The 24,660-nt window shown below is 47.1% G+C and carries 25 protein-coding genes, 1 other RNA gene and 1 pseudogene; 21 read left to right on the top strand and 6 right to left on the bottom strand.

The window, feature by feature from the left end:
- Positions 1-37 precede the first annotated feature (37 nt).
- The 5 genes from Q8L79_RS15400 (at position 38) to Q8L79_RS15380 (ending at position 5,614) form a co-directional block, all read left to right on the top strand.
- Positions 38-1,735 (top strand): PAS domain-containing sensor histidine kinase, encoded by a 1,698-nt coding sequence (locus tag Q8L79_RS15400; RefSeq protein ID WP_305272925.1) that lies wholly within the window; start codon positions 38-40, stop codon positions 1,733-1,735.
- Positions 1,732-3,075 carry a sigma-54 dependent transcriptional regulator gene (locus tag Q8L79_RS15395; protein WP_305272923.1) on the top strand — a complete coding sequence of 448 codons (1,344 nt, stop codon included), beginning with the start codon at positions 1,732-1,734 and terminating at the stop codon, positions 3,073-3,075. Before Q8L79_RS15400 ends, Q8L79_RS15395 begins: the two co-directional genes overlap by 4 nt.
- A 291-nt stretch (positions 3,076-3,366) precedes the next feature.
- Positions 3,367-4,647, top strand: coding sequence for a SpoIIE family protein phosphatase (locus Q8L79_RS15390; protein ID WP_305272920.1), 1,281 nt, complete (start codon positions 3,367-3,369; stop codon positions 4,645-4,647).
- 16 nt (positions 4,648-4,663) lie between these two features.
- Positions 4,664-5,218 carry a SiaB family protein kinase gene (locus Q8L79_RS15385; RefSeq protein ID WP_305272917.1) on the top strand — a complete coding sequence of 185 codons (555 nt, stop codon included), beginning with the start codon at positions 4,664-4,666 and terminating at the stop codon, positions 5,216-5,218.
- Positions 5,219-5,227: 9 nt separating this feature from the next.
- A complete protein-coding gene (locus tag Q8L79_RS15380) occupies positions 5,228-5,614 on the top strand; it encodes a DUF1987 domain-containing protein (RefSeq protein WP_305272915.1) in 387 nt (128 codons plus the stop codon).
- Between the two features lie 259 nt (positions 5,615-5,873).
- Here Q8L79_RS15380 and Q8L79_RS15375 read toward each other — a convergent pair whose 3' ends face one another.
- The 5 genes from Q8L79_RS15375 to Q8L79_RS15355 form a co-directional block, all read right to left on the bottom strand.
- Entirely contained in the window at positions 5,874-6,455 is a 582-nt protein-coding gene (locus Q8L79_RS15375) for a hypothetical protein (RefSeq protein ID WP_305272912.1), read from the bottom strand.
- 178 nt (positions 6,456-6,633) lie between these two features.
- Positions 6,634-7,854 carry a UbiH/UbiF/VisC/COQ6 family ubiquinone biosynthesis hydroxylase gene (locus tag Q8L79_RS15370; protein ID WP_305272910.1) on the bottom strand — a complete coding sequence of 407 codons (1,221 nt, stop codon included), beginning with the start codon at positions 7,852-7,854 and terminating at the stop codon, positions 6,634-6,636.
- A gap of 24 nt (positions 7,855-7,878) precedes the next feature.
- Positions 7,879-9,081, bottom strand: coding sequence for a 2-octaprenyl-6-methoxyphenyl hydroxylase (gene ubiH / locus Q8L79_RS15365; protein WP_305272905.1), 1,203 nt, complete (start codon positions 9,079-9,081; stop codon positions 7,879-7,881).
- Positions 9,081-10,391 carry a Xaa-Pro aminopeptidase gene (pepP, locus tag Q8L79_RS15360; protein ID WP_305272902.1) on the bottom strand — a complete coding sequence of 437 codons (1,311 nt, stop codon included), beginning with the start codon at positions 10,389-10,391 and terminating at the stop codon, positions 9,081-9,083. The genes ubiH and pepP overlap by 1 nt, the downstream gene beginning before the upstream one ends.
- A gap of 48 nt (positions 10,392-10,439) precedes the next feature.
- Positions 10,440-10,955: a UPF0149 family protein gene (locus tag Q8L79_RS15355; protein ID WP_305272899.1), complete on the bottom strand. Its 516-nt coding sequence runs from the start codon at positions 10,953-10,955 to the stop codon at positions 10,440-10,442.
- A 292-nt stretch (positions 10,956-11,247) separates the two neighbouring features.
- Between Q8L79_RS15355 and Q8L79_RS15350 the strand changes: the two genes are divergently transcribed.
- From Q8L79_RS15350 to Q8L79_RS15280, 15 genes and pseudogenes are all read left to right on the top strand, one after another.
- Positions 11,248-11,469 (top strand): TIGR02449 family protein, encoded by a 222-nt coding sequence (locus Q8L79_RS15350; RefSeq protein WP_305272896.1) that lies wholly within the window; start codon positions 11,248-11,250, stop codon positions 11,467-11,469.
- Entirely contained in the window at positions 11,466-11,765 is a 300-nt protein-coding gene (locus Q8L79_RS15345) for a cell division protein ZapA (protein ID WP_305272893.1), read from the top strand. Before Q8L79_RS15350 ends, Q8L79_RS15345 begins: the two co-directional genes overlap by 4 nt.
- Before the next feature lie 21 nt (positions 11,766-11,786).
- Positions 11,787-11,966: non-coding RNA, 6S RNA (ssrS, locus tag Q8L79_RS15340), on the top strand.
- Between the two features lie 33 nt (positions 11,967-11,999).
- Positions 12,000-12,458, top strand: a complete 459-nt coding sequence (locus tag Q8L79_RS15335) for an EVE domain-containing protein (protein ID WP_305272890.1) — start codon at positions 12,000-12,002, stop codon at positions 12,456-12,458.
- 446 nt (positions 12,459-12,904) lie between these two features.
- The gene (locus Q8L79_RS15330; protein WP_305272887.1) at positions 12,905-14,326 is read left to right on the top strand and encodes a mannose-1-phosphate guanylyltransferase/mannose-6-phosphate isomerase; all 1,422 of its coding nucleotides are present in this window, start codon (positions 12,905-12,907) and stop codon (positions 14,324-14,326) included.
- A 5-nt stretch (positions 14,327-14,331) separates the two neighbouring features.
- Positions 14,332-15,417 (top strand): GDP-mannose 4,6-dehydratase, encoded by a 1,086-nt coding sequence (gmd, locus tag Q8L79_RS15325; RefSeq protein ID WP_305272884.1) that lies wholly within the window; start codon positions 14,332-14,334, stop codon positions 15,415-15,417.
- A 10-nt stretch (positions 15,418-15,427) separates the two neighbouring features.
- Positions 15,428-16,390 (top strand): GDP-L-fucose synthase, encoded by a 963-nt coding sequence (locus tag Q8L79_RS15320; RefSeq protein ID WP_305272881.1) that lies wholly within the window; start codon positions 15,428-15,430, stop codon positions 16,388-16,390.
- Between the two features lie 126 nt (positions 16,391-16,516).
- On the top strand, positions 16,517-17,842 hold the full coding sequence (locus Q8L79_RS15315) for a flippase (protein WP_305272878.1): 1,326 nt from the start codon (positions 16,517-16,519) through the stop codon (positions 17,840-17,842).
- Complete coding sequence (locus Q8L79_RS15310; protein WP_305272875.1) at positions 17,832-18,539, top strand: SAM-dependent methyltransferase; 708 nt, start codon at positions 17,832-17,834, stop codon at positions 18,537-18,539. Before Q8L79_RS15315 ends, Q8L79_RS15310 begins: the two co-directional genes overlap by 11 nt.
- On the top strand, positions 18,523-19,242 hold the full coding sequence (locus Q8L79_RS15305) for an FkbM family methyltransferase (protein ID WP_305272872.1): 720 nt from the start codon (positions 18,523-18,525) through the stop codon (positions 19,240-19,242). The genes Q8L79_RS15310 and Q8L79_RS15305 overlap by 17 nt, the downstream gene beginning before the upstream one ends.
- Before the next feature lie 10 nt (positions 19,243-19,252).
- Positions 19,253-20,194 carry a UDP-glucuronic acid decarboxylase family protein gene (locus Q8L79_RS15300; RefSeq protein WP_305272869.1) on the top strand — a complete coding sequence of 314 codons (942 nt, stop codon included), beginning with the start codon at positions 19,253-19,255 and terminating at the stop codon, positions 20,192-20,194.
- Positions 20,187-21,131 (top strand): nucleotide-diphospho-sugar transferase, encoded by a 945-nt coding sequence (locus Q8L79_RS15295; RefSeq protein WP_305272867.1) that lies wholly within the window; start codon positions 20,187-20,189, stop codon positions 21,129-21,131. The genes Q8L79_RS15300 and Q8L79_RS15295 overlap by 8 nt, the downstream gene beginning before the upstream one ends.
- 172 nt (positions 21,132-21,303) lie before the next feature.
- Positions 21,304-22,140, top strand: a complete 837-nt coding sequence (locus tag Q8L79_RS15290) for a class I SAM-dependent methyltransferase (protein WP_305272865.1) — start codon at positions 21,304-21,306, stop codon at positions 22,138-22,140.
- A gap of 4 nt (positions 22,141-22,144) precedes the next feature.
- Complete coding sequence (locus tag Q8L79_RS15285; RefSeq protein ID WP_305272863.1) at positions 22,145-23,236, top strand: glycosyltransferase family 1 protein; 1,092 nt, start codon at positions 22,145-22,147, stop codon at positions 23,234-23,236.
- Positions 23,233-23,604, top strand: a pseudogene (locus Q8L79_RS15280) (GDP-mannose 4,6-dehydratase). Before Q8L79_RS15285 ends, Q8L79_RS15280 begins: the two are co-directional and overlap by 4 nt.
- On the opposite strand, the gene Q8L79_RS15275 reads toward Q8L79_RS15280, so the two are convergent.
- Entirely contained in the window at positions 23,534-23,758 is a 225-nt protein-coding gene (locus tag Q8L79_RS15275; RefSeq protein ID WP_305273002.1) for a hypothetical protein, read from the bottom strand. The pseudogene Q8L79_RS15280 and the gene Q8L79_RS15275 sit on opposite strands and share 71 nt — an antisense overlap.
- Positions 23,759-23,941: 183 nt before the next feature.
- On the opposite strand from Q8L79_RS15275, the gene rfbB reads away from it, so the two are divergent.
- On the top strand, positions 23,942-24,660 hold a 719-nt coding region (gene rfbB, locus Q8L79_RS15270), incomplete at its 3' end, for a dTDP-glucose 4,6-dehydratase (protein ID WP_305272861.1).

Here is a 24,660-nt window from a genome sequence, read left to right as displayed (position 1 = left end):
CCGGCGGGGGTATTTTTCATACACAGATGACAACTAAATGCTACGATTAAAGGCTTTATTGAGCATTTTAACGAAGTCCCCGCAAAACGCCATTTTAAAAATAAACATGCCGCCAAATACCAACGAGACCATCTTTCCCTGTCCTTTTTCTAAAGGTTACGGCATTCCCGCTCAACAAGCCTGGATACTGCTAAAAGTTTTTTTAGGTTATCGACTTATCCTGGCCGGCCTGTTTATCGCTTTGTTCTACAGTTATACGGATTCTTCATTACTGGGTACCTACGACAGCCGATTGTTCGTTTACAGCAGCCAAAGCTACTTGATACTGTCAATCATATCCGGTATCTGCATAGTTTGGCGACTGACAAGCTACACCACGCAAGCGCAATTGCTGATTTTTACGGACATACTCATTCTCACCTTGATCATGCATGCCTCCGGGGGGATTAACAGCGGCATGGGTACCTTGCTTGCCGTATCCATCGCAGCAGGCGGATTATTGATCGGTGGCCGTTGCGCCATGCTTTTTGCCGCCATGGCCAGCTTGGCCGTGTTGACCGAACAAGTTGTGGCCAATTACAGATACAGTTTTAACTCAACCTCTTACGCCAACGCAGGAATGCTCGGCGCCGCATTTTTTACCATTGCGTTACTGTCATATATCCTTGCAAAACGCAGTGAACAAATATTCCAGCTTGCCGATCAGCAAAAACAAACCATCATTAAACTGGAAGATCTCAACAAATACATTATCCAGCATTTGCAATCGGGCATTATTATCGCCAACAAGCAGCAGGCCATTCAGATGGCCAATGAGTCTGCATTGCGGCTGGCAAATTTATCGACACTGCCGGTCAAGCTGGGTGATATTTCGGCATATTTAGCTGAAGCTTTTCAAACCTGGCTGGCTGATCCCGAACAGAATCTTGTATTGTTGCAACTGCCGAATCAGTCCGAAATTCATAGCCGGTTCATGCTCCTGCCGACCGGGCATGAGTTTTTTTACATGATTATTCTTGAGGATATTGCGTTTTATAATCAGCAGGTCCAGCAAAGTAAGCTCGCATCGTTGGGGCGGCTCACCGCCAGTATCGCCCACGAAATACGCAACCCGTTAGGCGCTATCAGTCACGCAGGCCAGTTACTGTCGGAAAATCCGCTGTTATCTGCCCAGGATCGGCGGCTGACAGAAATCATCCAGACCCACTCAGTCCGGGTCAACCATATCATTGAAGATATTTTACAGTTGTCCAGACGAACCGATTCAAGGCGGGAAAAGATTCGTCTAAAGCCCTGGCTGGACAATTACCTGAAAAATTTCACGCTTGAACATGCTGTCAATATGGATGTATTCAAGCTTTCGTGCCCTGACGAATCCCTCTGCGCGTTTATAGATCCCGGTCATTTAAGGCAGATTACCGACAACCTGTGCCGGAATGCACTCAAATACGGCAAGCCTGAGGCCGGGCCAATAATTTTACGCGCTTTTGCCCTGCAGCAGGCCGCCTGCATAGAAGTCATTGATAACGGTTTCGGCATCAGCAGCGAACACCAGAGTCACTTGTTCGAGCCCTTTTTTACCACCTCTTCCAGCGGCACGGGATTAGGGCTTTATATCTCAAGAGAATTAGCCGAGTTAAATCAGGCAAAATTGAGCTATTATTTAACCGACAATAATAGGAGCTGTTTTCGGCTCTGCTTGCTGAATGCGGAACAGACCCTAATTGAACTATGAATAAACCACTGGCCTTGATTGTAGATGACGAACCCGACATCCGTGAGCTGTTGGAGATCACCCTTAACAGGATGAATATCCAGAGCTGCTGCGCCGAAAATATTACTCAAGCCAAGGCGTTATTGAAGCAAAAGTCCTTCGATCTTTGCCTCACCGACATGAAACTGCCGGATGGCAACGGCCTGGAGCTGGTTGATTTTATACAAACGCTGTCCGCATCGATACCGGTTGCCGTTATTACCGCACACGGAAACATGGAATCGGCAATTTTGGCGATGAAAAAAGGCGCCTTCGATTTTGTTTCCAAACCGGTTGATTTACCTGCGCTGAGGCTGCTGGTTAACAATGCTTTAAAGCTTTCCGATACAAGCGCCGGCAAAGAAAGACGAACCCGGCACACGCTGCTGGGCGAATCGATAATCATGCAGGAGATCAGGGCAAAAATAGATAAACTCGCGCGCAGTCAGGCGCCGGTCTATATCAGCGGCGAGTCAGGTTCAGGCAAGGAGCTGGTTGCAAAGCTGATTCATCAGCAAAGCTCCCGTAGCGATCATGCTTTTGTAGCGATTAACTGCGGTGCGATCCCGCACGACCTGATGGAAAGTGAATTCTTCGGTCATAAAAAAGGCAGTTTTACCGGTGCCGTCAGCGACAAAAAGGGCTTATTCCAGGCCGCAGAAGGCGGCACCTTATTTCTTGATGAAGTTGCCGATTTGCCCCTGTCCCTGCAAGTCAAACTACTGCGCGCCATACAGGAAAAGAAAATTCGTCCGGTCGGTGACCAGCAGGAAATTCCGGTCGATATTCGTTTGCTCAGCGCTACCCATCGAAACCTCAACGACATGGTTCGGGACGGCAGCTTCAGGCAGGATTTATATTACCGGATCAATGTCATCGATCTTCATGTTCCACCCTTGCGAGAGCGGCCGGGCGATATACCCATCCTTGTCGGGCATATATTGGCCAAACTGACGGGCGCCAACAAACAGGATAGGCCGATCTTATCGCTATCCGCATTAACGGCATTGCAACGGTATCATTTTCCGGGCAATGTGCGCGAGCTTGAAAATATCATGGAAAGAGCGCTTGCGCTGTATGACGGCAACAGCATAGAGAGTGATGATTTGAACCTGCCGATAGATGCGCATAATACGGCTAAATCGCCGGAATATGATCCAATCTTGGGATCATTGGAAGATCATCTGGAAAGCATTGAAAGAAAAGCCATCTCACTTGCTCTGGAAGACAATAATTGGAACCAAACAGCCACCGCAAAGCAACTGGGGCTGTCTTTCAGATCGTTACGCTATCGATTGAAACAGCTTAAGATGGACAATTAATAGCGGATCAATGTAAAAACCTCAAAACCTCACCGATAAGCCTCCCTCTGAAAGTGCGTTGGCAAGTATTCCATTTACACTTTTTCTTTTTTGTCGAAATACCAGGTCTTGACCGGACGTGTTTACTCAGCAAACAGGCACTGCATGTTTCCGCAACCTATTGATTTTCAATATCAGTAAGAAATGATAATGACCGGGTGTTTGATCGGATAGCTGTAACAACGTTCTGATTCATCATACTGTAATAAAAGTAATTTATCGTTGCCTAATTTCCAGCACAAAGGCAAATCAATGTTTGATCAATCCTTATTAAATCAATCGAAAGCGGGACTGTCCGAAATCGAGGCAGAATATATTGCCGGCAGTCTTCTAAAAGTCTGTTCTACGGTATCGCCGCAACAAACCAATAGTGAAGTGACCGCGCTGCTGGACGAGCATCGCGATCTGATTTCTATTGCTGTGGTAGAAAATGGCAAGCCGATCGGGTTGATTAGTCGTAATATTTTTATGGAAGGCATGGCCAAACCCTTTCACCATGATTTATTCGACCGAAAAAGCTGTATTGCCTTCATGGACAAAGATCCTCTCATTGTCGATCAAAACATGAGCATTCAAACGCTCAGTTTTAAGGTGCTGGGTTCCGGCCGCAAAACGCTTAACGACGGATTTATTATCACCGACGAAAATGGCGATTATCTGGGTCTTGGTAACGGCGAGGATTTGGTCAGGGTGGTTTCTTTCTTACAAGCGGAAAAAAACCGGCTGGTAACAGAAAGCATTAATTATGCAAGTATCATCCAAAAATCCTTCATGCGTTCGTCAAGAGAAGACATGAGCGCAGTATTGCAGGACTATTTCATGCACTGGGAACCGCGCGACAAAGTAGGTGGCGATTATTATTTCTGCAAGAAATTCGATGACGGTTTCTTTCTTGCGTTGATCGATTGTACCGGACATGGCGTTCCCGGCGCATTTATGACACTGATCATGGCTTCCTTCCTCGACCACGTTCTGGTCGAAGATAACCGTCACGACCCTGCCGGTGCGCTGGCGATAATGAATAAAAAGGTCAAGATGGCGCTTGGTCAGATAAATGAGACAGGCACTGACGAGGTTGATGCAGACAGGTTTTCTTCAGCGCAGAGCGGACAATCCGATGACGGCATGGATACGGCTTTCTGCTGGGTCAATACGCAAAACGGTACGCTCACTTATGCCGGCGCCAAAACCCCGTTATTTTATATAGGCAACGCATCATCTGACGTACTTTTACTGGACCCCGATCGTAAAGGCGTAGGTTATATTGACACGCCGATGGATTATCAGTGGACCAATCAACAACTCCCGTTAACGAAAGGGATGTGCCTTTATCTGACCACTGACGGGATCATCGATCAAATTGGCGGATTAAAGAAAATCGCTTTCGGCAAAAAACGTTTTTCGACGCTGCTCCATGAAAATTACCTCAAACCGATGCCGGAGCAGGAATCTATTTTCATGCAAGCCTATTATGACTATCAGGGCAAACAAAAACGGCGTGACGACGTCTGCCTGATGGGATTCAGATTTTAATTAACCGGGAAATTTTATGCTTATCGATCTGTTTACCGTCTTCCGCGAAGAGGCTGATGCCAATGGGATTGTTTTTTATTACAGCGGTATTCTTTCACAGAATGTCATCATAACCATGAGTGACTCTTTAAAACAAAAACTGCAAATTCAGGATGAAAAGGGAGCCAGATCCCGCAAGGTGTTTTCCACTTTTATCGAAATGATACAAAATGCGCTGCATTACTCACCCGGTACGCTTGATTCTGACGACACCAAGGAAGGCTCTATCATTGTCGGCAAAAAAGAAGATAAATATTTTATTATCTGTGCAAATTTTATTCAAAAACAGCATGAAATGCGCATACGCGACAAAATCGATCCGATTCTGGAAATGAGCGCCGACGAAATCAGGCAAGCTTATCGCACCCAATTAAAAAATGATCAGCACAGCGACGATACGATCAGCAAAGGTGCAGGTCTTGGATTTTTAACACTGGCAAGAGATTCAGTCGAACCTATCCAATACGCTATCCAAGATGCAATAGGATATGAAAATGAACTGTCTTGCTTTTATCTCAAAGCTACTATCTAAGGAGCTATCATGACCGACATCTACATCCCAGCCACTTCCGACACACCTGAAATCAACTTTAAGTTTTCAAGCAATACGCTGAGCATGTCCGGTGAAGCGTATCCTGAAAACGGTGTCGAATTTTTCCGTCCTATTCTTCGGCAATTGCAAAACCATTTAAAAGCGCTCAATGGCGATGCTATTGAATTTAATTTTCAGCTCACTTATTTCAATAGTGTCAGCACTAAAATTTTTTATAGCATGTTTGAATTATTAAACGAATATGCCAAAGCTCATCCAAATTGTGTTTTATTGAACTGGCATCATGATGAAGAAGACGATACGATTTTAGAGTTGGGTCAGGATGTCCAGGAAGACTTTACCTGGATTGATTTCAACGCGGTTGTAGTAGCGTAGTTGTTCGGGCTTTATCTCAGTCCATGCCGAGTAAACTGCCCGCATAATTAATCTGCGGTCCAGTCATTGCGCTTTGTGACGCAACGCATCATGGTGTCATTAAGTTAGATAAACGCCATCAAAAATAACCGTAAGGTAAGTTTGCCGATAGGCAGTTGCCATCCTGCGAGTTACGAAGCGGCTAAGATGATAACGCTTTGAAGGGCATTAAAAAAGGGAGGCCATCCGGCCTCCCTTTGCATTTTCAATGACCCAGGTCTTATGCCTTATATTTATCCATGGCTTCCAGTTTTCCTATGGCTTCTTTTATTTTCGTGTCAGTTTCGGCATTCAACTCATTAGCGGTATAGACCTTTTCCAGCAAGCCTTCTGCAACCAAGGCGTCTTTTATCCAGCGTTTGGTGAATCGGTAATTGCTGTAAGCAGTGGTAACTTCTCCGGTTTTTGGATCCTTTAATCCGGCGCTCTTTGCTTCGACAACAGCGGTTTTTTTAGCGGCTGCCGGTTTGGTTGTAGTTGCCTTGGCGGCTGTTGGTTTAGCCGCTACCTTAGGCGCAGCTGGTTTGGCTGCTACCGGTTTAGCAGCCGCCGGTTTAGGCGCGGCTGCCTTGGTTGCCGCAGCTTTGGGTGCAACGGTTTTAGCCGCAGCCGGTGGAATTATTGCGGCAGGTTTTTCTTTTGCGACGGCAACTTGGGGCTTTGGTTGTTCCACGGCGGCGGCCTGTGTTTCAGGTTTTGCTGTCGGCGTTTTGGATTTAGCAGTTGCTTTTTGTTCGCCGATAATCACATAAACAACGTAGGCAACAAAAATAGTAGTTAATATAAACAACCCTTCAGTCATAATGGCTCTCCACCTCTTTAAAAGTTAATTTTTCATCGCTGCCTGGAAATTAAGCGTCGCTGGTCAGCAGGTAAACCGTATCGCTAGTGCCGGAATATACCAGAAGCGGGTGGGTAGGGAAAACTCTAATTCGAAAAAACCGCAAATCTGCCCGATACTTAGAGATTAAGTCCGGCGATTACCAGCAGGTCTGCCTTTTTGCCAGTTTAGGTAAATCATCACGCAAGCCCATGGCGTAACGGTTAAAGTAAGCCTTGACCCATGCCGAGTTATTAACCATGTTCATTCCCGCCGAGCGCAAGCCGACCAAGGGCTGCGCGGTCACGCCATAGGTCCTGTTGAGCACGTCCATGCTCGACATCATCATCAGGTTATCGCCTTTACGCCAGCGCTCATAACGACGCAGGAAGCGTGAGCTGGATAACGGTCTTTTTTCCTGTCGGGTCTGGATTACCAGCTCCGCAATCGCTGCGGCATCCAACAACCCTGCATTTACGCCTTGTCCGGCCAGAGGATGCATGGCATGAGCGGCATCGCCGCATACGGCGAAACGTTGATCGGTATAGCGGTTTGCGTATTGAAAGCGCAATGGAAATGCGGCGCGCGGACCTACAGCCAGCATTTTGCCCAGAATGCCGCCCGAGGCTTGTTCCAGAACTTGCAGGAAGTCTTGATCGGCAAGCGCCAGATGGCTTTTTGATGTTTCCGAGTTCAGGGTCCAAACGATTGAGCATTGTCCGTTTTTCAGCGGCAAAAAAGCTAACGGCCCTTCATCCAGAAAACGTTGCCATGCGGTGAACTGATGACTCATTTCAGTACTTACTGTAGCGACCAGGCCATCCTGATGATAGTCCCAGCCGGTAACGTCAATGCCTGCCATCGCTCTTAATGCGGAATCGCGCCCGTCGGCGGCAATAACCAGATCAGCGTCAAGGATTCGACCGTCGTCCAGTCGCAATTGCCTACTGCTTTCGTTAAGCTGCATATCGACAACCTTTGCCGGTGTAATGCAGGTGGCCGAGGGCAAGGTGTCCAGCACATCCCATAAAGCTGCAATGGTGACTCTGTTTTCGACCAAATGTCCCAGCTCGGAGAAGACGGTATCGGCGCAATCAAAATGCAATTCTCCGCCAGCGCGGACATCCCACACCCGCATATCCCGGTAAGCGCAAACGCCGCGCTGCGTCATGCCCGGCCAAGCGCCCAACATTTCCAGGATGTTCTCGGAGGCCTTGGTTAAAGCGGAGACGCGAATATCAACAGGTTCCGGCGGCCACTGTCGTTCCGGGTTAAACCTTTCCAGCAACGCGACCTTGATGCCGCCATGCGCCAGAGCGCAAGCCGTTGCCGCACCCACCATGCCGCCGCCGACGACAATTACTTCATAATGTTCAGTCATTATCTTATCTCCTGCTGCACAGGATCATAGCAGGCGGGGCAAACGCCCGGCCAGTCCCATGGCGTGAAGGGCGAGCCATGTTTTTGCCGCAGGAATATGATCCAGCATTGCCAGGCCGATATTTCTGGCGGCAGCCAGTGCCAGCCAGTCATTGGAAAAAATTCGCACCACGCTATTGGTAAAGCCGATAGTGCGGTCATGATCTTTCTGCCTGGAGTCAGCGTAAGCCGCTAAAAAATCGGTAGCGCCAATGTCCTGATTTGCCTGATGCTGTTTGATGATCATTTCGGCCAGCTGCATCACATCGCGCAGACCCAGGTTAAATCCCTGTCCGGCGACCGGGTGCAGTTGATGTACTGCATTGCCGATGACAACGGTTCGAGCCGCTGTCATTTTTTCGGCGCGTATCAGGGATAACGGAAATGCCCGCCGAGGAGCCGCCAAACTAAGCTCGCCCAGCCTATAACCGAAACACTGCTGAAGTTCGGCCAAAAAGTCCGTTTCGCTGCCGGACATCAGCGCATTCGCATCTTCGCTGATGCGCGTCCAGACAACGGCGCAATGATTATTGTCGACAGGCAGCATGGCCAGCGGCCCTGACGCTGTAAAACGCTCGAATGCGACATTTTTATGGGGAAGGGATGATTTAACTGTAGTGACTAGCGCCGTCTGTCCGTACTCCGTGATGTGCTGGGCTATTTCCAGCAAGTTACGAACTGAAGAGTTGCCGCCGTCTGCGCCGACCAGCAGTTTGACCGAAACGTTTAACGGTTCATCACCGCGCTTCAGGCTGACATTGATTGCGTTATTACCGGCCATCAAACCGACCAGTCGGGTAGGGCAAATCAGTTCTATATCCGTTTCATTAACTAGTTTGGCGACATGCGCTTCAATGTCTCTTGCGGTAATGACATAACCCAGTGCCGCTACATTTTCTTTTTGCGCCGAAAGCCTGACTTTACCGAAATGGCCTTGGTCGGAAATGTGGATGTCTTTGATTGCGGTGGCAGCCTGGCTGATTCCTTGCCAAATACCCATCGCTTCAAGCATCTTTACGGTACCGGCGGCCAAAGCCAAGGCCCTGTCGCCGGCGGGAGAGTCATGGTGCTGTTCGCGAGTGCTGGCTTCAACTATCGCAATCTTCAGCCCGGTTTTTTGTAACGCCAGCGCCAGACAGTTACCTGCCAGACCGCCGCCGACAATCAATAAGTCATAATCATGTTGCATCAGCTCGCCTGCATTAAGCTTTCAATTTCCGCAATGGTTTTGGGCACGCCGCCGGTCAAAATCTCATGGCCCAGAGCAGTGACCAGAACATCATCTTCAATGCGTATGCCTATACCGCGCCATTGCTCGTCAACGGTCAGGCAATCCGCAGGGATATACAAGCCCGGCTCTATGGTCAGCACCATGCCGGGTTCCAGCAAGCGCCATTCCTTATCCAGTTTATAGTCGCCGACATCATGCACATCCATGCCTAGCCAGTGGCCAATCCTGTGCATATAAAACTGTTTGTATTTTTCATCCTTGATCAGCTTGGCCACCTTGCCTTTGAGCAGACCCAGCGAGACCAGTCCTTTGGTGAGCACTTCAACCGAAGCATCATGCGCCAGATGCCAGGGCAACCCCGGCTTGACCTGTGCAATTGCCGCTGTCTGTGCATCCAGAACCAGTTGATAAAGCTGTTTTTGCGGTTCGCTAAAACGCCCGGAAACCGGGAAAGTGCGGGTAATATCGGCGGCGTAATGGTCACACTCCGCGCCGGCATCAATCAATAGTAAATCGCCGCTTTTTAATTTATCGGCATTTTCGGTGTAATGCAGTACGCAGGCATTTTTCCCTCCTGCGACGATTGAAGGATAAGCCACCGCGCGTAAGCCGCCCTGTATAAAGTGATAAATGATTTCCGCTTCTATCTGATACTCATGCAGTCCGGGTTTGCATTTTTGCATGGCTTTGACATGAGCGTTGGCGGAAACGTCGGCGGCGCGTCGCATCAGCTTGAGTTCTTCAGGGCTTTTGAACAGCCGCATTTCATGCAGGATATGTTCCAGTGAAGCCAGCTCACCCGGCGCAGTAACGCCGCTTCTGGACTGGCTGCGGATATGGTTTATCCAGACCAATAAGTTGTGATCGAGATCGGAATTCCGCCCTATCGGATAGTAGACCTTGCCTTTGTCTTCCAGCATGCCCGGCAAAATATCATCCAGATCGTCGATCGGAAAGGAATCATCAGCCTTATAATGAATGGTAGCGCCTTCAAGACCTGCGTGTGCACCTTCCCATAAGGCTTTTTTCTCATCGAATTCGCGGCAAAATAAAATGTATTCACCTTGTTTGCGTCCGGGGATAAAGACAGCCAGAGAATCCGGCTCATTAAAGCCGGTCAAATAATAAAAATCGCTATCCTGCCTGAACGGGTAATTGACATCCCGGTTGCGAGCCCGCACTGCTGCGCTGCCTATAATCGCAATATTGCCTTTGCCGATGTGCTGCATTAGTTGCTTGCGGCGTTTTTTGAATTCGCTTTGTTTCATTTTAAAATCAGGTAAAAGGTTAAAGGCTAAGGGCTAAGGGCAAAAGATTCAGAGCCTTTCGCCTTTGTCGCTTAATTCGCTCCGCAGCAATAAAACAGCCGATCTCATATATTCAGTAATTTCCATAAAATCACTCTCATCTTCTTCGCCTTCAGCCTCGGTGTCCAGCTTGGTGAATTCGACAATGTCTTTTAGTATTTCGCTTGCTTCCTTGGACAAATCGGAAACGGTATGGGTAAAACCCACGCCCAATAAAAATCCTTGGCACCAGTCAGTAAGTGCTTCAACCTGCTCACTCAACAATGCGTCATCACTGGGTAAAAGTAAGTCAAATTCAAATTCATCGCTAGCCAATAAGCTTCGCGTATCCTCGAACAAATGCACCAACGTAGTCCGGTTTTCATCAGCCAGTGGCGCGCCATGCCGAAACAGCTCGGTTAGCCACTCGGCACTCTGCGCCTGCTCATTGGCGCACAACATGCCCGTCGCCATGCCGTGGGCTTGCCCCGCCGAAAGTTCGGCATCACTTTGTACAACTATTGCATTAATTACTTGGTAAGTCATAAATTCCACATAATAATTTCACTATCGCGGACTAAAAATATCGCTTATGCTACCATTGATCATTAACTTGGATAATATTTGTTAATATTGAATTGCTGGGTAAAGACGCAAAATATCACGTGTTTACTTGCTTGCAACAACCTCGTACTCAGTCAATTCTATTTTGACGGGTAAAAGTAAATCCGTTCGGCCTGAGCCTGTCATGAGCTTGTCGAATGAGATGAGCGGATTTACGCTGAGCTAAACAATTTTTACACGACATAACAAGACTGACTGAGTACTAGTTACCACCATGACACAATCAAATCAATCTTTAGAGCTAAAAGACCTCGAACACAAGCTGGATCAGCTCATCGAGCAGTATACTAACGTAAAAAATGAAAACAGTTCGCTTAAAACCAAACAGGATTCATTGGTCCGGGAAAAAGCCAAGCTGTTGGAAAAAACCACGCTGGCCAGAACCCGGGTTGAAGCCATGATTACCCGTCTTAAAGCAATGGAGAATGGATCATGAACAAGAAACTCCAGGCTGTATCGCTGATCATTATGGGTAAAGAATATAAAATTGCCTGTGCACCTGACGAGCAAAACGACCTGATCCAATCGGCGCAACAGCTCGATGCTCAAATGCGTCAAATGAGGGATTCCGGTAAAGTAGCCGGCGCTGACAGAATTGCGGTTATGGCGGCGCTCAATTTGGCCCATGAGTTACAATTGATGAAAAGTCAAAACGCCATACTCAATCAAACCCTGAGCGAATGTCTGTCGAAAATGACCCACAAGATAGAAAACGTTTTAGAAAATCAGTAAACACGCTAAACTATTGTCCTGCATCTCCTGCGGCGTTCGAGAGTGTGCTGGGTGTTTCCTGAACCTGTTTTTACCCCGGGGGCGGATACCAGTATTGGTGAGCATGCCCGTTTTATACGGGAAGCCTGATTTACCGGCCATGTCCCCACTTGAACCTCCGGTTCAAGGACGAAAGCACATTACGGCGCAGGCGGGAGATGCACCATAACAATCGCTTCTCATAAAGAAATTCCCATGAACTACTGGCTAATGAAATCCGAACCCGATACGTTCGGGATTAATGATCTGTGCAGCAAGCCCAACCAGACCGAACATTGGGATGGTGTGCGTAATTATCAGGCCAGAAATATGATGCGGGATGACATGAAGTTGGGCGACCGGGTTTTCTTCTATCATTCCAATTGCGAGCTGCCGGGCGTAGTGGGCATCATGGAAGTCGTCAAAGAAGGCTATCCCGACTTTTTTGCTTTCGACCCGGATGACAAGCATTTCGATCCCAAAAGCGATCCTGAACATCCTCGCTGGATAATGGTTGACGTTAAGTATGTCAGAACCCTGTCTCGCACCATCACCCTTAAAGAATTAAAGCACAAGGAAGCGTTGGCAGATCTTGCGCTGGTAAGGCGCGGTAACCGATTGTCCATAATGCCGGTGAGTAAAGATCAGTGGGAGTTTATTCTTTCACTGGAGTAAAGCAGGAGGCGTTTAAGGTTAAATTTAGCGGCGGCAATAGCTAAAAAGCGTCCGTTCCCTGTATCACTTTACGCCTATATTCATGCAGATAACCATACGAGTAAGTTTGCAATTCTCATTCCGGTTAGATGAACCATTGTGCTAATGAAACTCACGATGGTACTGGTTTCAGACCGGTCCAATGGTGTTAAGGCCTAGCTAAATTGGCTTGTGTATGAAACAATTAATAGATTAATAGAGCTTGATAAAGACAAAATTATGCTTGTATGTAAGAGAACAGTTTTGAGAGGCGTTTTAGCGATTCGAGTTGCCCAATCGAAGCTGTTGCGGTTGGCCTTTCGATACCTTGCCAGTCTACTTCATGCGTTGTTCACGGCAACCGCTCCATGCGTTGCTTTCTCTACCTCATCTTTGGGAGGCATGCCTCCTGTATCCGCGTAGTCGTCATGTCTGAGAATATTATGAGTAACAGTTATGCAATTATTCTTGCGGGCGGTAGCGGCAGTCGCCTCTGGCCGCTTTCGCGTACATTACGCCCAAAACAATTGCTTCCGCTCGACGGCGAGCAAACGTTGCTGCAACAAACGGCATGTCGCTTGCTCAAGCATGTGGATGCCGGATGTTTGTTAACGGTGACGCATCAGGACCACAAGTTTGAGGTAAAAGGACAGTTGGCCGAAATTGATGCCCTGCTTCCTGCTGCGGTATTGGCCGAACCTTGTGCCCGCAACACCCTGCCTGCGATTGCATGGGCTGTTTGGGAGATTTTTAAGCAGGATCCTGAGGCGATGGTCGGCGTTTTTCCTTCCGATCACGCGATTGGTGACGAACAAAGTTTTCTTTCAGCCTGGCGCTCAGCCGAGCTGGCGGCGGCGGAGGGTTATCTAGTATTGCTGGGCATCAAGCCATCCGAGCCGGCGACGGGTTACGGCTATATTCAGCCTGGCGCATCCCTAACGCTTGATGCTGCAGCCGACCCGATTTTGAATGTGTCCAGTTTTGTTGAAAAACCGATTTTGGAAAACGCAAAACGTTTTGTCGAAAGCGGCTATTTGTGGAACAGCGGCATGTTTGTATTTCGTGCAAATGACTTTATGCAAATGCTGGAGTGCCATCAGCCTGAAATTCATCTGGCAATGACCTCAATGCAGGAAAAGACCGACGTGGAAGCGTCTTATGACCAGATGCCGAATCTGTCCATTGATTACGGGCTGGCGGAAAAAGCAAAAAAAGTGGCGGTGGTACCTGTTTCTATGGATTGGAGCGATCTCGGCAGTTGGGAATCTATTTATCAGCATCGCGCCAAAGATGAATCGGGAAATATCACGCAAGGCGATGTTTTGCAGTTGGATACGCAAGACAGCTTGTTATGGAGCTCGAATGGGCTTCTGGCTACGTTGGGCGTACGAAATATTGCGGTGATTCAGACGGCGGATGCTACGCTGATTTGCGATCGCAGTCGCACAGAGGACATCAAGCAACTGGTCGCGCAAGTACAAAAAACCCATCCCCACCTGACTGAAACGCATTTGACGGTGCATCGTCCATGGGGAATTTACAGAGTGTTGGAAGAAGGCCCTAATTTCAAGATCAAGTGCATTATCGTCAATCCCGGCGCCAAGCTCTCCATGCAAATGCATAAACACCGCTCCGAGCACTGGGTGGTGGTATCCGGTACGGCTAAAATCACCAATGGTACGCAGGAAATCCAATTGGAGGCCAACCAATCAACTTATATCCCCAAGACTCACCGGCATCGTTTGGAAAATCCCGGTCATCTTCCGTTGCAAATTATCGAGGTGCAATGTGGCGAGTATGTAGGGGAAGACGATATTGTGCGTTTCGATGACACCTACGACAGAACGTAATCCAAATGAATAAAACAGCATTAATTACCGGCATTACCGGGCAAGACGGCGCCTATCTGGCCGAATTTTTACTCCAAAAAGGCTACGTGGTACATGGCCTCAAGCGGCGCTCATCGCTGTTCAATACCGACCGTATCGATCATCTCTATCAGGACCCGCACGTCAAGAATGCGCGTTTTTTTTTGCATTTTGGCGATTTAACCGATGCGACCAACCTGATCCGCATCATCCAGCAAGTTCAACCGGACGAGATTTATAATCTCGCCGCCATGAGCCATGTCGCGGTGAGTTTTGATACTCCCGAGTATACGGCCAATGCCGACGGTATCGGCACCTTACGACTACTTGAGGCTATCCGCATTCTCGGCATGGAAAAGAAGACCCGTTTTTATCAGGCTTCTACTTCCGAACTTTACGGACTGGTTCAGGAAACGCCGCAGAAAGAGACCACGCCGTTTTATCCGCGCTCTCCTTATGCCGTTGCCAAGCTTTACGCCTACTGGATCACCGTCAATTATCGCGAGGCTTATGGCATGTATGCCTGTAACGGCATCCTGTTTAATCATGAAAGCCCGGTACGCGGCGAGACCTTCGTTACCCGCAAAATTACCCGCGCTTTGGCGCGCATCAAACTTGGCTTGCAGGATTGTCTTTACCTCGGCAATCTTGATGCCCTGCGCGATTGGGGGCATGCCAAAGACTATGTCGAAATGCAATGGTTGATGCTCCAACAAGAGCTGGCAGAGGATTTTGTTATTGCGACAGGCGTGCAATACAGTGTGCGCCAGTTCGTTGATATTGCAGCAAAAGAACTGGGTATTACCATCACTTGGCAAGGTAGCGGCGTAGAAGAAAAAGGATATGACGCGCAAGGACGATGCATTGTTCAGGTTGATGCTCGTTACTTCCGCCCTACGGAAGTCGAGACATTGCTGGGCGATCCGGGCAAAGCAAAAGAAAAACTCGGTTGGACACCGAAAATCACTTTCCATGAATTGGTAGCAGAAATGGTGCGAGAAGACCTTAAAAGCGCCGAGCGCGACGAGTTGGTCAAAAAGCACGGCTTTGCTGCTTACGATTATCACGAATAAGTAATCAGTAATGAATAAGCACACAAAAATATATATTGCCGGACACCGGGGCTTAGCGGGTAGCGCCATTGTGCGTGAGTTGCAGCGACAAGGTTACACCAATCTGATAGGGCGCGCCCATGCCGAACTTGATTTGGAAGATGCCACGTCCACACAGCACTTTTTTGACCAGGAGCGCCCCGAGGTTGTATTTTTGGCCGCTGCCAAAGTCGGCGGCATACATGCCAATAACAGTTATCCGGTGGAATTCCTGATGAGCAATCTGTTGGTTGAATCCAATGTTTGCCGTGCTGCTTATGCCACAGGCGTGAATCGGTTGATATTTTTAGGTAGCTCCTGTATCTATCCGCGTGATTGTCCGCAACCGATCAAAGAAGAATATTTACTTACCGGACCGCTCGAATCAACCAACCGCGCCTATGCACTGGCCAAGATTGCCGGCATTGAAATGTGCTGGTCGTACAATCGTCAATACGGCACCAAATGGCTGGCGGCCATGCCCACCAATTTGTATGGCCCCGGCGATAATTATGACCTGAACAATTCGCATGTAGTGCCCGCCTTGATCCGTAAAATACACGAAGCAAAAGTTACCGGTGATGCAGAGGTAGTACTGTGGGGCAGCGGCACACCCAAGCGCGAGTTTTTGTATGTGGATGATCTGGCGAATGCGCTGGTATTTTTGGCATCATTGGATGATCAGCGATATAACGTGTTGACTAACCCCGACCAATGTCCATTGATTAATGTGGGTACCGGTCAAGACTTAACCATTCGGGCACTGGCGGAAATGTGTGCCGAAGTGGCAGGCTACAATGGCAAGTTCGTGCAAGACACATCCAAACCCGATGGCACGATGCGCAAAGTATTGGATGTATCGAAAATCCGCAATCAAGGATGGGTGCCAAAGATAGATTTAAAAGAAGGAATTGCTTTGGCTTATAACAGTTATTTAGAGAGCCTGTCTCTATGATTATCACCATCATCGGTTGCAGCGATATCAGCTTGGTGTTTGGTAAGTTTGTGTAATGCACATGCAATGCATGGACATTGACCCGAAGAAGACTTCCGTACTTAGCGCCCAAGTTTGTAATCTATCGTGCTAACGAACTTAAAGCACACTATTAGCAGCGTCTTAATTCATCAAGGTTTTCGTCGCTATTTTGCCAATACTTCGTGGATGTTTGCAGAGCAAATATTACGCCTTATCGCCGGACTGCTTGTAGGCATTTGGGTGGCGCGTTATCTGGGGCCTGGGCAATTCGGTGTGTTTAGCTATGCCATTGCTTTTGCTGCTATATTCAGCGCCATTGCAAAGTTGGGGTTGGATGGTATTGTGGTTCGGGATTTGGTGCGTGAGCCAAGTCGGAGAGATGTGTATTTGGGGTCGGCATTTTGGTTAAAGTTGGTTGGAGCAATTGTCACGCTTGTTGTTATTGCGATTTCCACACAACTTTTTTCAAATGATCGCACCACAAATCTATATATCCTTATTATCGCGAGCGGGACGATCTTTCAGTCATTTGAGGTAGTCGATTTTTATTTTCAGTCACAGGTTCTTTCAAAGTTCGTCTCAATCTGCAAGTTGATGCAACTTGTGCTTTCCTCGTTGCTGAAGCTTTATCTGATATTTACAGAGGCGGATTTATTTTGGTTTGTGTTGGTTAGTTTAATTGACCAAATGATTCTTGGGTTATCGCTTTACTTGGCTTATCGCTATCAAAAACTCGGCGGCTTTTATAGTCACTTTGATCTGACCACCGCCAAACAACTTCTTCAAAATAGTTGGCCGCTTATTTTTAGTGGGTTAGTGATCATGATTTATATGCGCATTGACCAGATCATGATCAAAGAAATGCTGGGAGAGAAAGCAGTCGGGCTATATTCAGCAGCCACTCGGATAAGCGAAGCCTGGTACTTCATTCCAATGCTTCTTACCAACTCTTTATTTCCATCCATAGTTAATGCAAAAAAAGTGAGCGAAACACTTTATCTCGCAAGACTTCAAAGGTTGTATACCTTTCTGCTGTGGATGGGTGTGGCGGTTGCTTTGCCAATGACCTTTATGAGTAATTGGCTGATAACTCTCCTTTATGGCGAAGCTTATAATGATGCCGGTCAAGTGCTGATGATACATATATGGGCAGGTATTTTCGTTTCATTAGGCGTGGCCAGCGGGAGTTGGTATACCAGTGAAAATCTTCAACGGTATGCATTTTATAGAACGTTATTGGGTGCGATCATTAATGTCGCATTAAATCTGGTCCTGATTCCAGATTTTGGATTAATAGGTGCTGCAATCGCAACAGTAATCAGCTACATGGTCGCCGGTCTATTATTTGATTTGTTAACTGTCAGAACAAGAAAGATGTTTTTTATGAAAATTAACGCAATTTTTTTCAAAGGAGTAAAAGTTGGAAGTTAAGCGATTATTAAAAAGAGTTGGATCAAAATTGCTTCCTGAGGCCATCAAGAAACAGTTGCGGAACTTTATTATCCTTGCTGTAGATTACGGGCAGTACAAAACTATTAGTCAGTGGAATTGTGTTGACCATGTAAATACCAAGTTGCCTTGGTATACATACCCAATAATTGAGTATCTTAATAATATGGATTTTAGCGATAAGGTGGTTTTTGAGTTCGGCAGCGGAAACTCTTCCGCTTATTGGGCGAGGAAGTCAAAGTTTGTATATTCGGTCGAACACAATAAAGAGTGGTATGAAAAAGTTAAGCATGAGATGGCGCAGAATCAGGCAATTGAATTGTGTGAAAATGAGGTGCACTACCTTGATGCAATGAGTAAAATTTCAGAAAAAATAGATGTCATCATTATTGATGGAATTTACCGGGAGAAATGTGCCCAATTAGTTCAAGATCATCTTGCTGAAGATGGAATTGTTATTTTAGACAATGCAGACTGGTATAAAGAAACTTCAAAATTTCTGAGAGAGAAATTGGATCTACTTGAGGTGGATTTTCATGGTTTTGGGCCAATAAACGCTTACACATGGACGACAAGTATTTTTTTTAAGAGAGGCGCTAGACTTCAGCCGGTTAACAGCGTGCAACCGCATTATTCAGTAGCCGCAATAAAGAACGGCAACGATGAAAGATTTATTTAAAAGGTTTATCCCCAAAGGGCTTCTCAAGTCTATCAGGGATATTCGAAATAATTTCTTGGGCGGATATTGTCTCAAGTCGTACTCGCAAGAAGGCGAGGACATGATACTCAGGCGAATGCTTGAGAAGCAACAGTTCGGCTTTTATGTAGATGTCGGCGCTCATCATCCGTTCAGATTCTCAAACACTTACTATTTTTATAAACAAGGTTGGAAAGGTATTAATATTGATGCCATGCCGGGCAGCATGGAACTGTTTAGGAAATTTAGACAAAGAGATATAAATTTAGAGATACCCATCAGTAATAGCGATCAAGTCCTGACTTATTATGCGTTCAATGAGCCGGCATTGAACGGTTTCTCAAAAGATCTTTCGCAAGAGCGGAATGGGACGAATGGATATTTCATTCAGCAAGAGATAAAGATGCAAACGTCAAAGCTCTCGACAGTGCTGGATAAACATTTGCCGATCGGAACGGAAATAGATTTTTTAAGTATCGATGTTGAGGGGTTGGATCTGGATATTTTGCATTCAATCGATTGGAATAAATACAAACCGAAGATTATTCTCGTCGAGATTCTAGAAAGCGGTTTGTTTGAGATTGAAAACAGTAAAATTGCACTTTTCTTGGAAAAATACAGTTATAGGGTGTTTGCAAAATCAGTGAATACAGTTTTTTTTGTTCAAAATAATTTCAAGCCATAATAATAAATTCATGAAAAAAAGAATATTGGTAACCGGCGGTGCAGGCTTCCTTGGCTCGCACCTCTGCGACCGGCTGATCAAAGAAGGTCATGACGTCTTGTGCGTGGACAACTTCTTTACCGGAAGTAAAACGAATATTGCTCACTTGATAGGCAACCCTTACTTCGAATTGATGCGGCATGATGTTACTTTCCCGCTGTATGTGGAGGTCGATCAAATATACAACCTGGCTTGCCCGGCATCTCCCGTTCATTACCAATTTGACCCTGTGCAGACGACCAAGACCAGTGTGCATGGTGCTATCAATATGCTGGGCCTCGCCAAAAGGGTAAAAGCGCGTATTTTTCAGGCGTCTACTTCCGAAGTGTATGGCGATCCAGCAGTGCATCCGCAGCCGGAAAATTATTGGGGTCATGTCAATCCGATTGGCCCTCGGTCTTGTTATGACGAAGGCAAGCGTTGCGCTGAAACGCTTTTTTTTGATTATCACGCCCAACACAATTTGGATATTAAGGTGGTTCGAATATTCAATACCTACGGGCCTCGGATGCATCCGAATGACGGCAGGGTGGTGTCGAACTTTATCGTCCAGGCGCTGAAGGGTGAAGATATCACTATTTATGGCGATGGCAGCCAGACGCGTAGTTTTTGCTATGTAGATGATCTGCTTGAAGGCTTTGTACGTATGATGAATACTGAAGCGGGCTTCACCGGACCTGTTAATCTGGGTAACCCAAACGAATTTTCCATGCTGGAATTGGCCGAAAACGTATTGCGCTTGGTCGGCGGTAAATCAAAGCTCGCATATCACTCGCTACCGACAGACGATCCCAGACAGCGACAGCCCAATATCGAGCTTGCCAAAGAAAAACTGGGCTGGACTCCCGAGGTGCAATTGGAAGATGGGCTTAAGGAAACCATTGCATATTTCAGGAGATTACTAAATGCCTGAGTTTCAATTGAAAACCCCTGTTGCATTCATTATCTTCAATCGGCCTGATACGACTGAACGAGTTTTTGCCGAAATTGCCAAGGCCAAGCCACCCAAGTTGTTGGTGGTGGGGGATGGTCCACGAGCCGACCGAGATGGCGAAGCAGAGAAAGTGGCAACAACCCGCTCCATTATCGATCGCGTGGATTGGGATTGCGAAGTACTGACCAATTATTCTGACATTAACCTCGGATGCAAGCGGCGCGTATCTAGCGGTATCGACTGGATATTCGAGCAAGTGGAAGAAGCGATTATTCTGGAAGATGACTGCTTGCCGCATCCGTCATTTTTTCGATTTTGTGAAGAGTTGCTGATGCGTTATCGGCACGATCAGCGTATTTCGCAAATTAATGGCGTGAATTTTCAATCAGGTTATCGAATTAATGACGACAGCTATTATTTTTCAAAAAATAGTCATATTTGGGGCTGGGCATCGTGGCGCGATCGTTGGCAAAATGATTACGATGTTGAGATGAAACGCTGGCCGCGTATTAGAGATCAGGGGCGGATGGCTGATTGGTTTTATTCACCGGCAGAAAAAACAAGCTGGACTAATATTTTTGAAAAGGTGTACCAAGGCGAGGTCGATACCTGGGATTATCAGTGGTCATTTGCGGTTCTATTGCAGGGTCGATTGTCTATATTGCCTAACGTCAACCTTATCTCCAATATCGGCTTTGGTCCTGATGCGACTCACACCATTGTGGCCGGGGCATTGTCAAATCTACAGGTAGATGAAATGCACTTTCCTCTGAATCATCCAGAGGGGATATTTGCCAGTCATGCGCTGGATAGGCGATTCTTTAAAGAATTTTCTATGCCGTCGTTACCTCGGCGTGTAAAAAACAAGTTAGTCAGGATGTTGTTTCATACATTGCATAACAAACAAAAAGCCTGATGAAAACTGAAGTGAAAAATGATTGTCTAATCCGCCAAAAGATGTCGTTCAGTTTCCTGTGGTTTATCCGTTGATTTTTTTCGAAAGTATAAGCGCTGACGAATTTCCAGAAAACACCTGCCCCCCGAATGCCTTTATTGAAGCGCATTTTCAACAATACTGGACCGCTTAGATGAAAGAAGCCACTCATGGAGTAGATGCAAGCATCGAATGCCCTATATGTTCAAGTGCAATGGAAGCCTGCTTTACGGCACAAGTGCTTAATAAATATCTTGCTCAATACGAAGTCTGTAAGAAATGTGGCTTTTTGCGCGCCCATGAGCCACATTGGCTTGAAGAAGCCTACTCAAGCGCAATTGCTCAGGCCGATACCGGATTGGTCATGCGGAATATAACGATTGCCAATAAACTTGCAGGTGTATTGTATTGGGTATTGCATGAACGAGGAAACGGTCGTTATCTGGATGCAGCAGGCGGGTACGGGATGCTTACCCGACTGATGCGTGACATTGGTTTTGATTTTTATTGGAACGACAAATACTGCAATAACTTGCTTGCTCTTGGTTTTGAGTATAGGCAATCGTATGGTACCTGTCGTGTAGTTACCGCAATGGAGGTATTGGAGCACGTAACGGATCCTGTTTCTTTCATAGAGGAAATATTTGCCTTTTCAGGTGCGAACACATTGCTGTTTACGACGGAGCTGTATGAAGGCGATCCCCCGGAACCAGAGGCATGGTGGTATTACGCATTTTCTACCGGGCAGCATATCGGTTTTTTTCAACGGCGGACTTTGGCGGTAGTAGCCGACAGATTGGGGTTGCACTTTGCAAGTGCGAATGGCATACATATCCTTTCAAAAACCGCAGTAAATGAACGATTGCTAGGTATAGCTACAGGGCGATGGATTTCACGGGTTGCCCCATGGTGGGTGCGTAGACGCTTGGGCTCCAAGACGATGACTGATCATCATTTAATATTGCATAAAATCGATAAAGACGAGCAATAGAGAAATGAAAATCGCCTTCGACTCACAGATATTCACCATGCAGGAGTATGGCGGGATTTCCCGTTATATCAGTAGTCTTGCTGCCCAACTCGCGAGTATTGACGGGGTAGAGGCTGACATTATCGCACCTTTCTATATCAATGCTCACCTTGAAAAGCTACCCAAAGGCATAGTATCAGGAATCAGGATACCCAAAATACCGAGAATGGGGACAGTTTTTCACCGTAGTGGTTTGTGGTTAGCCCGCGGAGCTATCGCAAGACTTGCACCGCAGATCGTGCACGAGACTTACTACAATGGAGTTCCGATAGCTCCAAAGGGTGCTCGTACGGTAGTGACAGTTTACGACATGATACACGAGCGATTTCCTTTCGTGTTTCCTCAACATGATCGGACCTCGGAGAGAAAGCGCATAGCGACACAAAGGGCGGATCACGTTATTTGTATTTCTGAAAGCACGCGCAGGGATTTGCTGGAGCTTTTCGATTTACCGGAAGATAAGGTGTCGGTAGTTTATCTTGGCTTTGATAGTTTGCTCCCAACGATCTCGGAAACTGTTCAAGAAAAGCCTTATCTACTCTACGTTGGACACCGTAGCGACTATAAGAACTTTGAAGGGTTCCTGCGTGCTTACGCCAGTTCGCCGTGGTTACGTAATAATTTTAATGTTGTGTGCTTCGGTAGCGGCATTTTTTCAAACGCTGAAAAAAAACTGATTGATGATTTAAAGCTTTCTGATAACCAGTTGAGACAGATGAATGGAGATGACAGTGATCTCGCTAACGCCTATCGTGGTGCCGCGTTGTTTGTTTATCCCTCTCTTTACGAGGGCTTTGGCATCCCACCGCTGGAGGCGATGTCTCTAGGTTGTCCTGTTGCCTGTAGCAACAACAGTTCTATTCCGGAAGTGGCTGGTAACGCAGCCGAATATTTTGATCCAAAAGATACTGAATCCATGCGTGCAGCTATGGAGTGCGTATTAAATTCAACGGCAAGACGAGTCGAGCTGATTGACGCCGGGTTTATACGCAGCGCTCAGTTTTCGTGGAAGCGCTGTGCAGAGGAAACGCTGGCTGTTTATAGGAGCCTGGTGTGAAAAGAGCTTTAATTTGTGGCGTAAGTGGGCAAGATGGCGCCTATCTTGCCCGGTTGTTGCTGGATAAGGGCTATGAAGTGTGGGGCTCATCCAGAGATACTCAAGTTGCCGGATTTAGTAATTAGGCTTGATTGGCGTTTAAGAGTCAGGTGAAATTGCTTTCAATGGCTCCGAATGATTTTCGGAGCGTACTCACGGCACTTGCACGCAGTGAGCCCGACGAAATTTATTACCTTGCCTGCCAAAGCTCTGTTGGCTTGTCTTTTGAACAGCCAACAGAGCTTTGGCAGGCAAGGTTTAAAATGCGCGCTGTTGTGCGCATGATGATAGAGGGTACGCAAATGGATCCTGTATTGTTAAAGCTATGAATCCTAAGTCCGCACCTTTGATTTCTATCATCGTTGCTGTTTTCAATGGTATTGCTGCATTGTAGTCATGTAGCAACAAATACTGAGGCATTTGTTCGGCAATGTGCTGCAAAGCTGTAGCATTAAGCTCAATCACCCTTAAAAACTTGCCCATCTCTCTTACCGTCGGTTAAAATAACCCGCTGTGTGGTCAGTCAGTGTGTCAATGTTTCTGTTCGCCAACAGGCATAGCGTTAACGTGGTTGATTGGCAGCAGACTTCTCGGTAGGTCATAAAAAACGCAAAAGCGTCTCGGCAAACATCCTTGCGGAGAGAACAGATATTTCAGGCATAGTGAATGATTTTAGTAACGGGCGGTGCCGGGTTTATCGGTGCGAATTTTGTATTGGAATGGCTGGCACAATTCGACGAAACGGTCATTAATCTCGATGTGCTCACCTACGCAGGTAATCGCGAGAATCTGGCCTCACTGGCAGGCGATGAGCGCCATCTTTTCGTGCAGGGCGACATCGGCGATTCTGATCTGGTAGCCAGTCTACTCTCTAGACACCAGCCCCGCGCCATCATCAATTTCGCCGCAGAGAGCCATGTAGACCGTTCCATTCACGGTCCGGAAGACTTCATTCAAACCAACATCGTCGGCACCTTCCGGCTGCTGGAAGCGGTGCGCGCCTACTGGAGCAACCTGCCGGACGAAGCCGGGCAAAACTTTCGCTTCCTGCAGGTTTCCACCGATGAAGTCTACGGTTCTCTGGCTAAAGACGATCCGGCTTTTACCGAAACCTACCGTTATGAGCCTAACAGTCCTTACTCGGCGAGCAAAGCCGCCAGTGATCACCTGGTGCGGGCTTACCATCACACCTATGGTTTGCCGGTGCTCACCACTAACTGTTCCAACAACTACGGCCCTTACCACTTCCCGGAAAAGCTCATCCCGCTGATGATCGTCAATGCGCTGGCGGGCAAGCCCCTGCCCGTATACGGCGATGGCCGGCAAATCCGTGACTGGCTCTATGTCAAAGACCATTGCAGCGCCATCCGCCGCGTACTGGACGC

The sequence above is a fragment of the Methylobacter sp. genome, assembly GCF_030680395.1.
GTDB lineage: Bacteria > Pseudomonadota > Gammaproteobacteria > Methylococcales > Methylomonadaceae > Methylobacter_A.
Note: the sequence above shows the minus strand (reverse complement) of the source record. Positions and strands in the feature narration are given on the sequence as shown.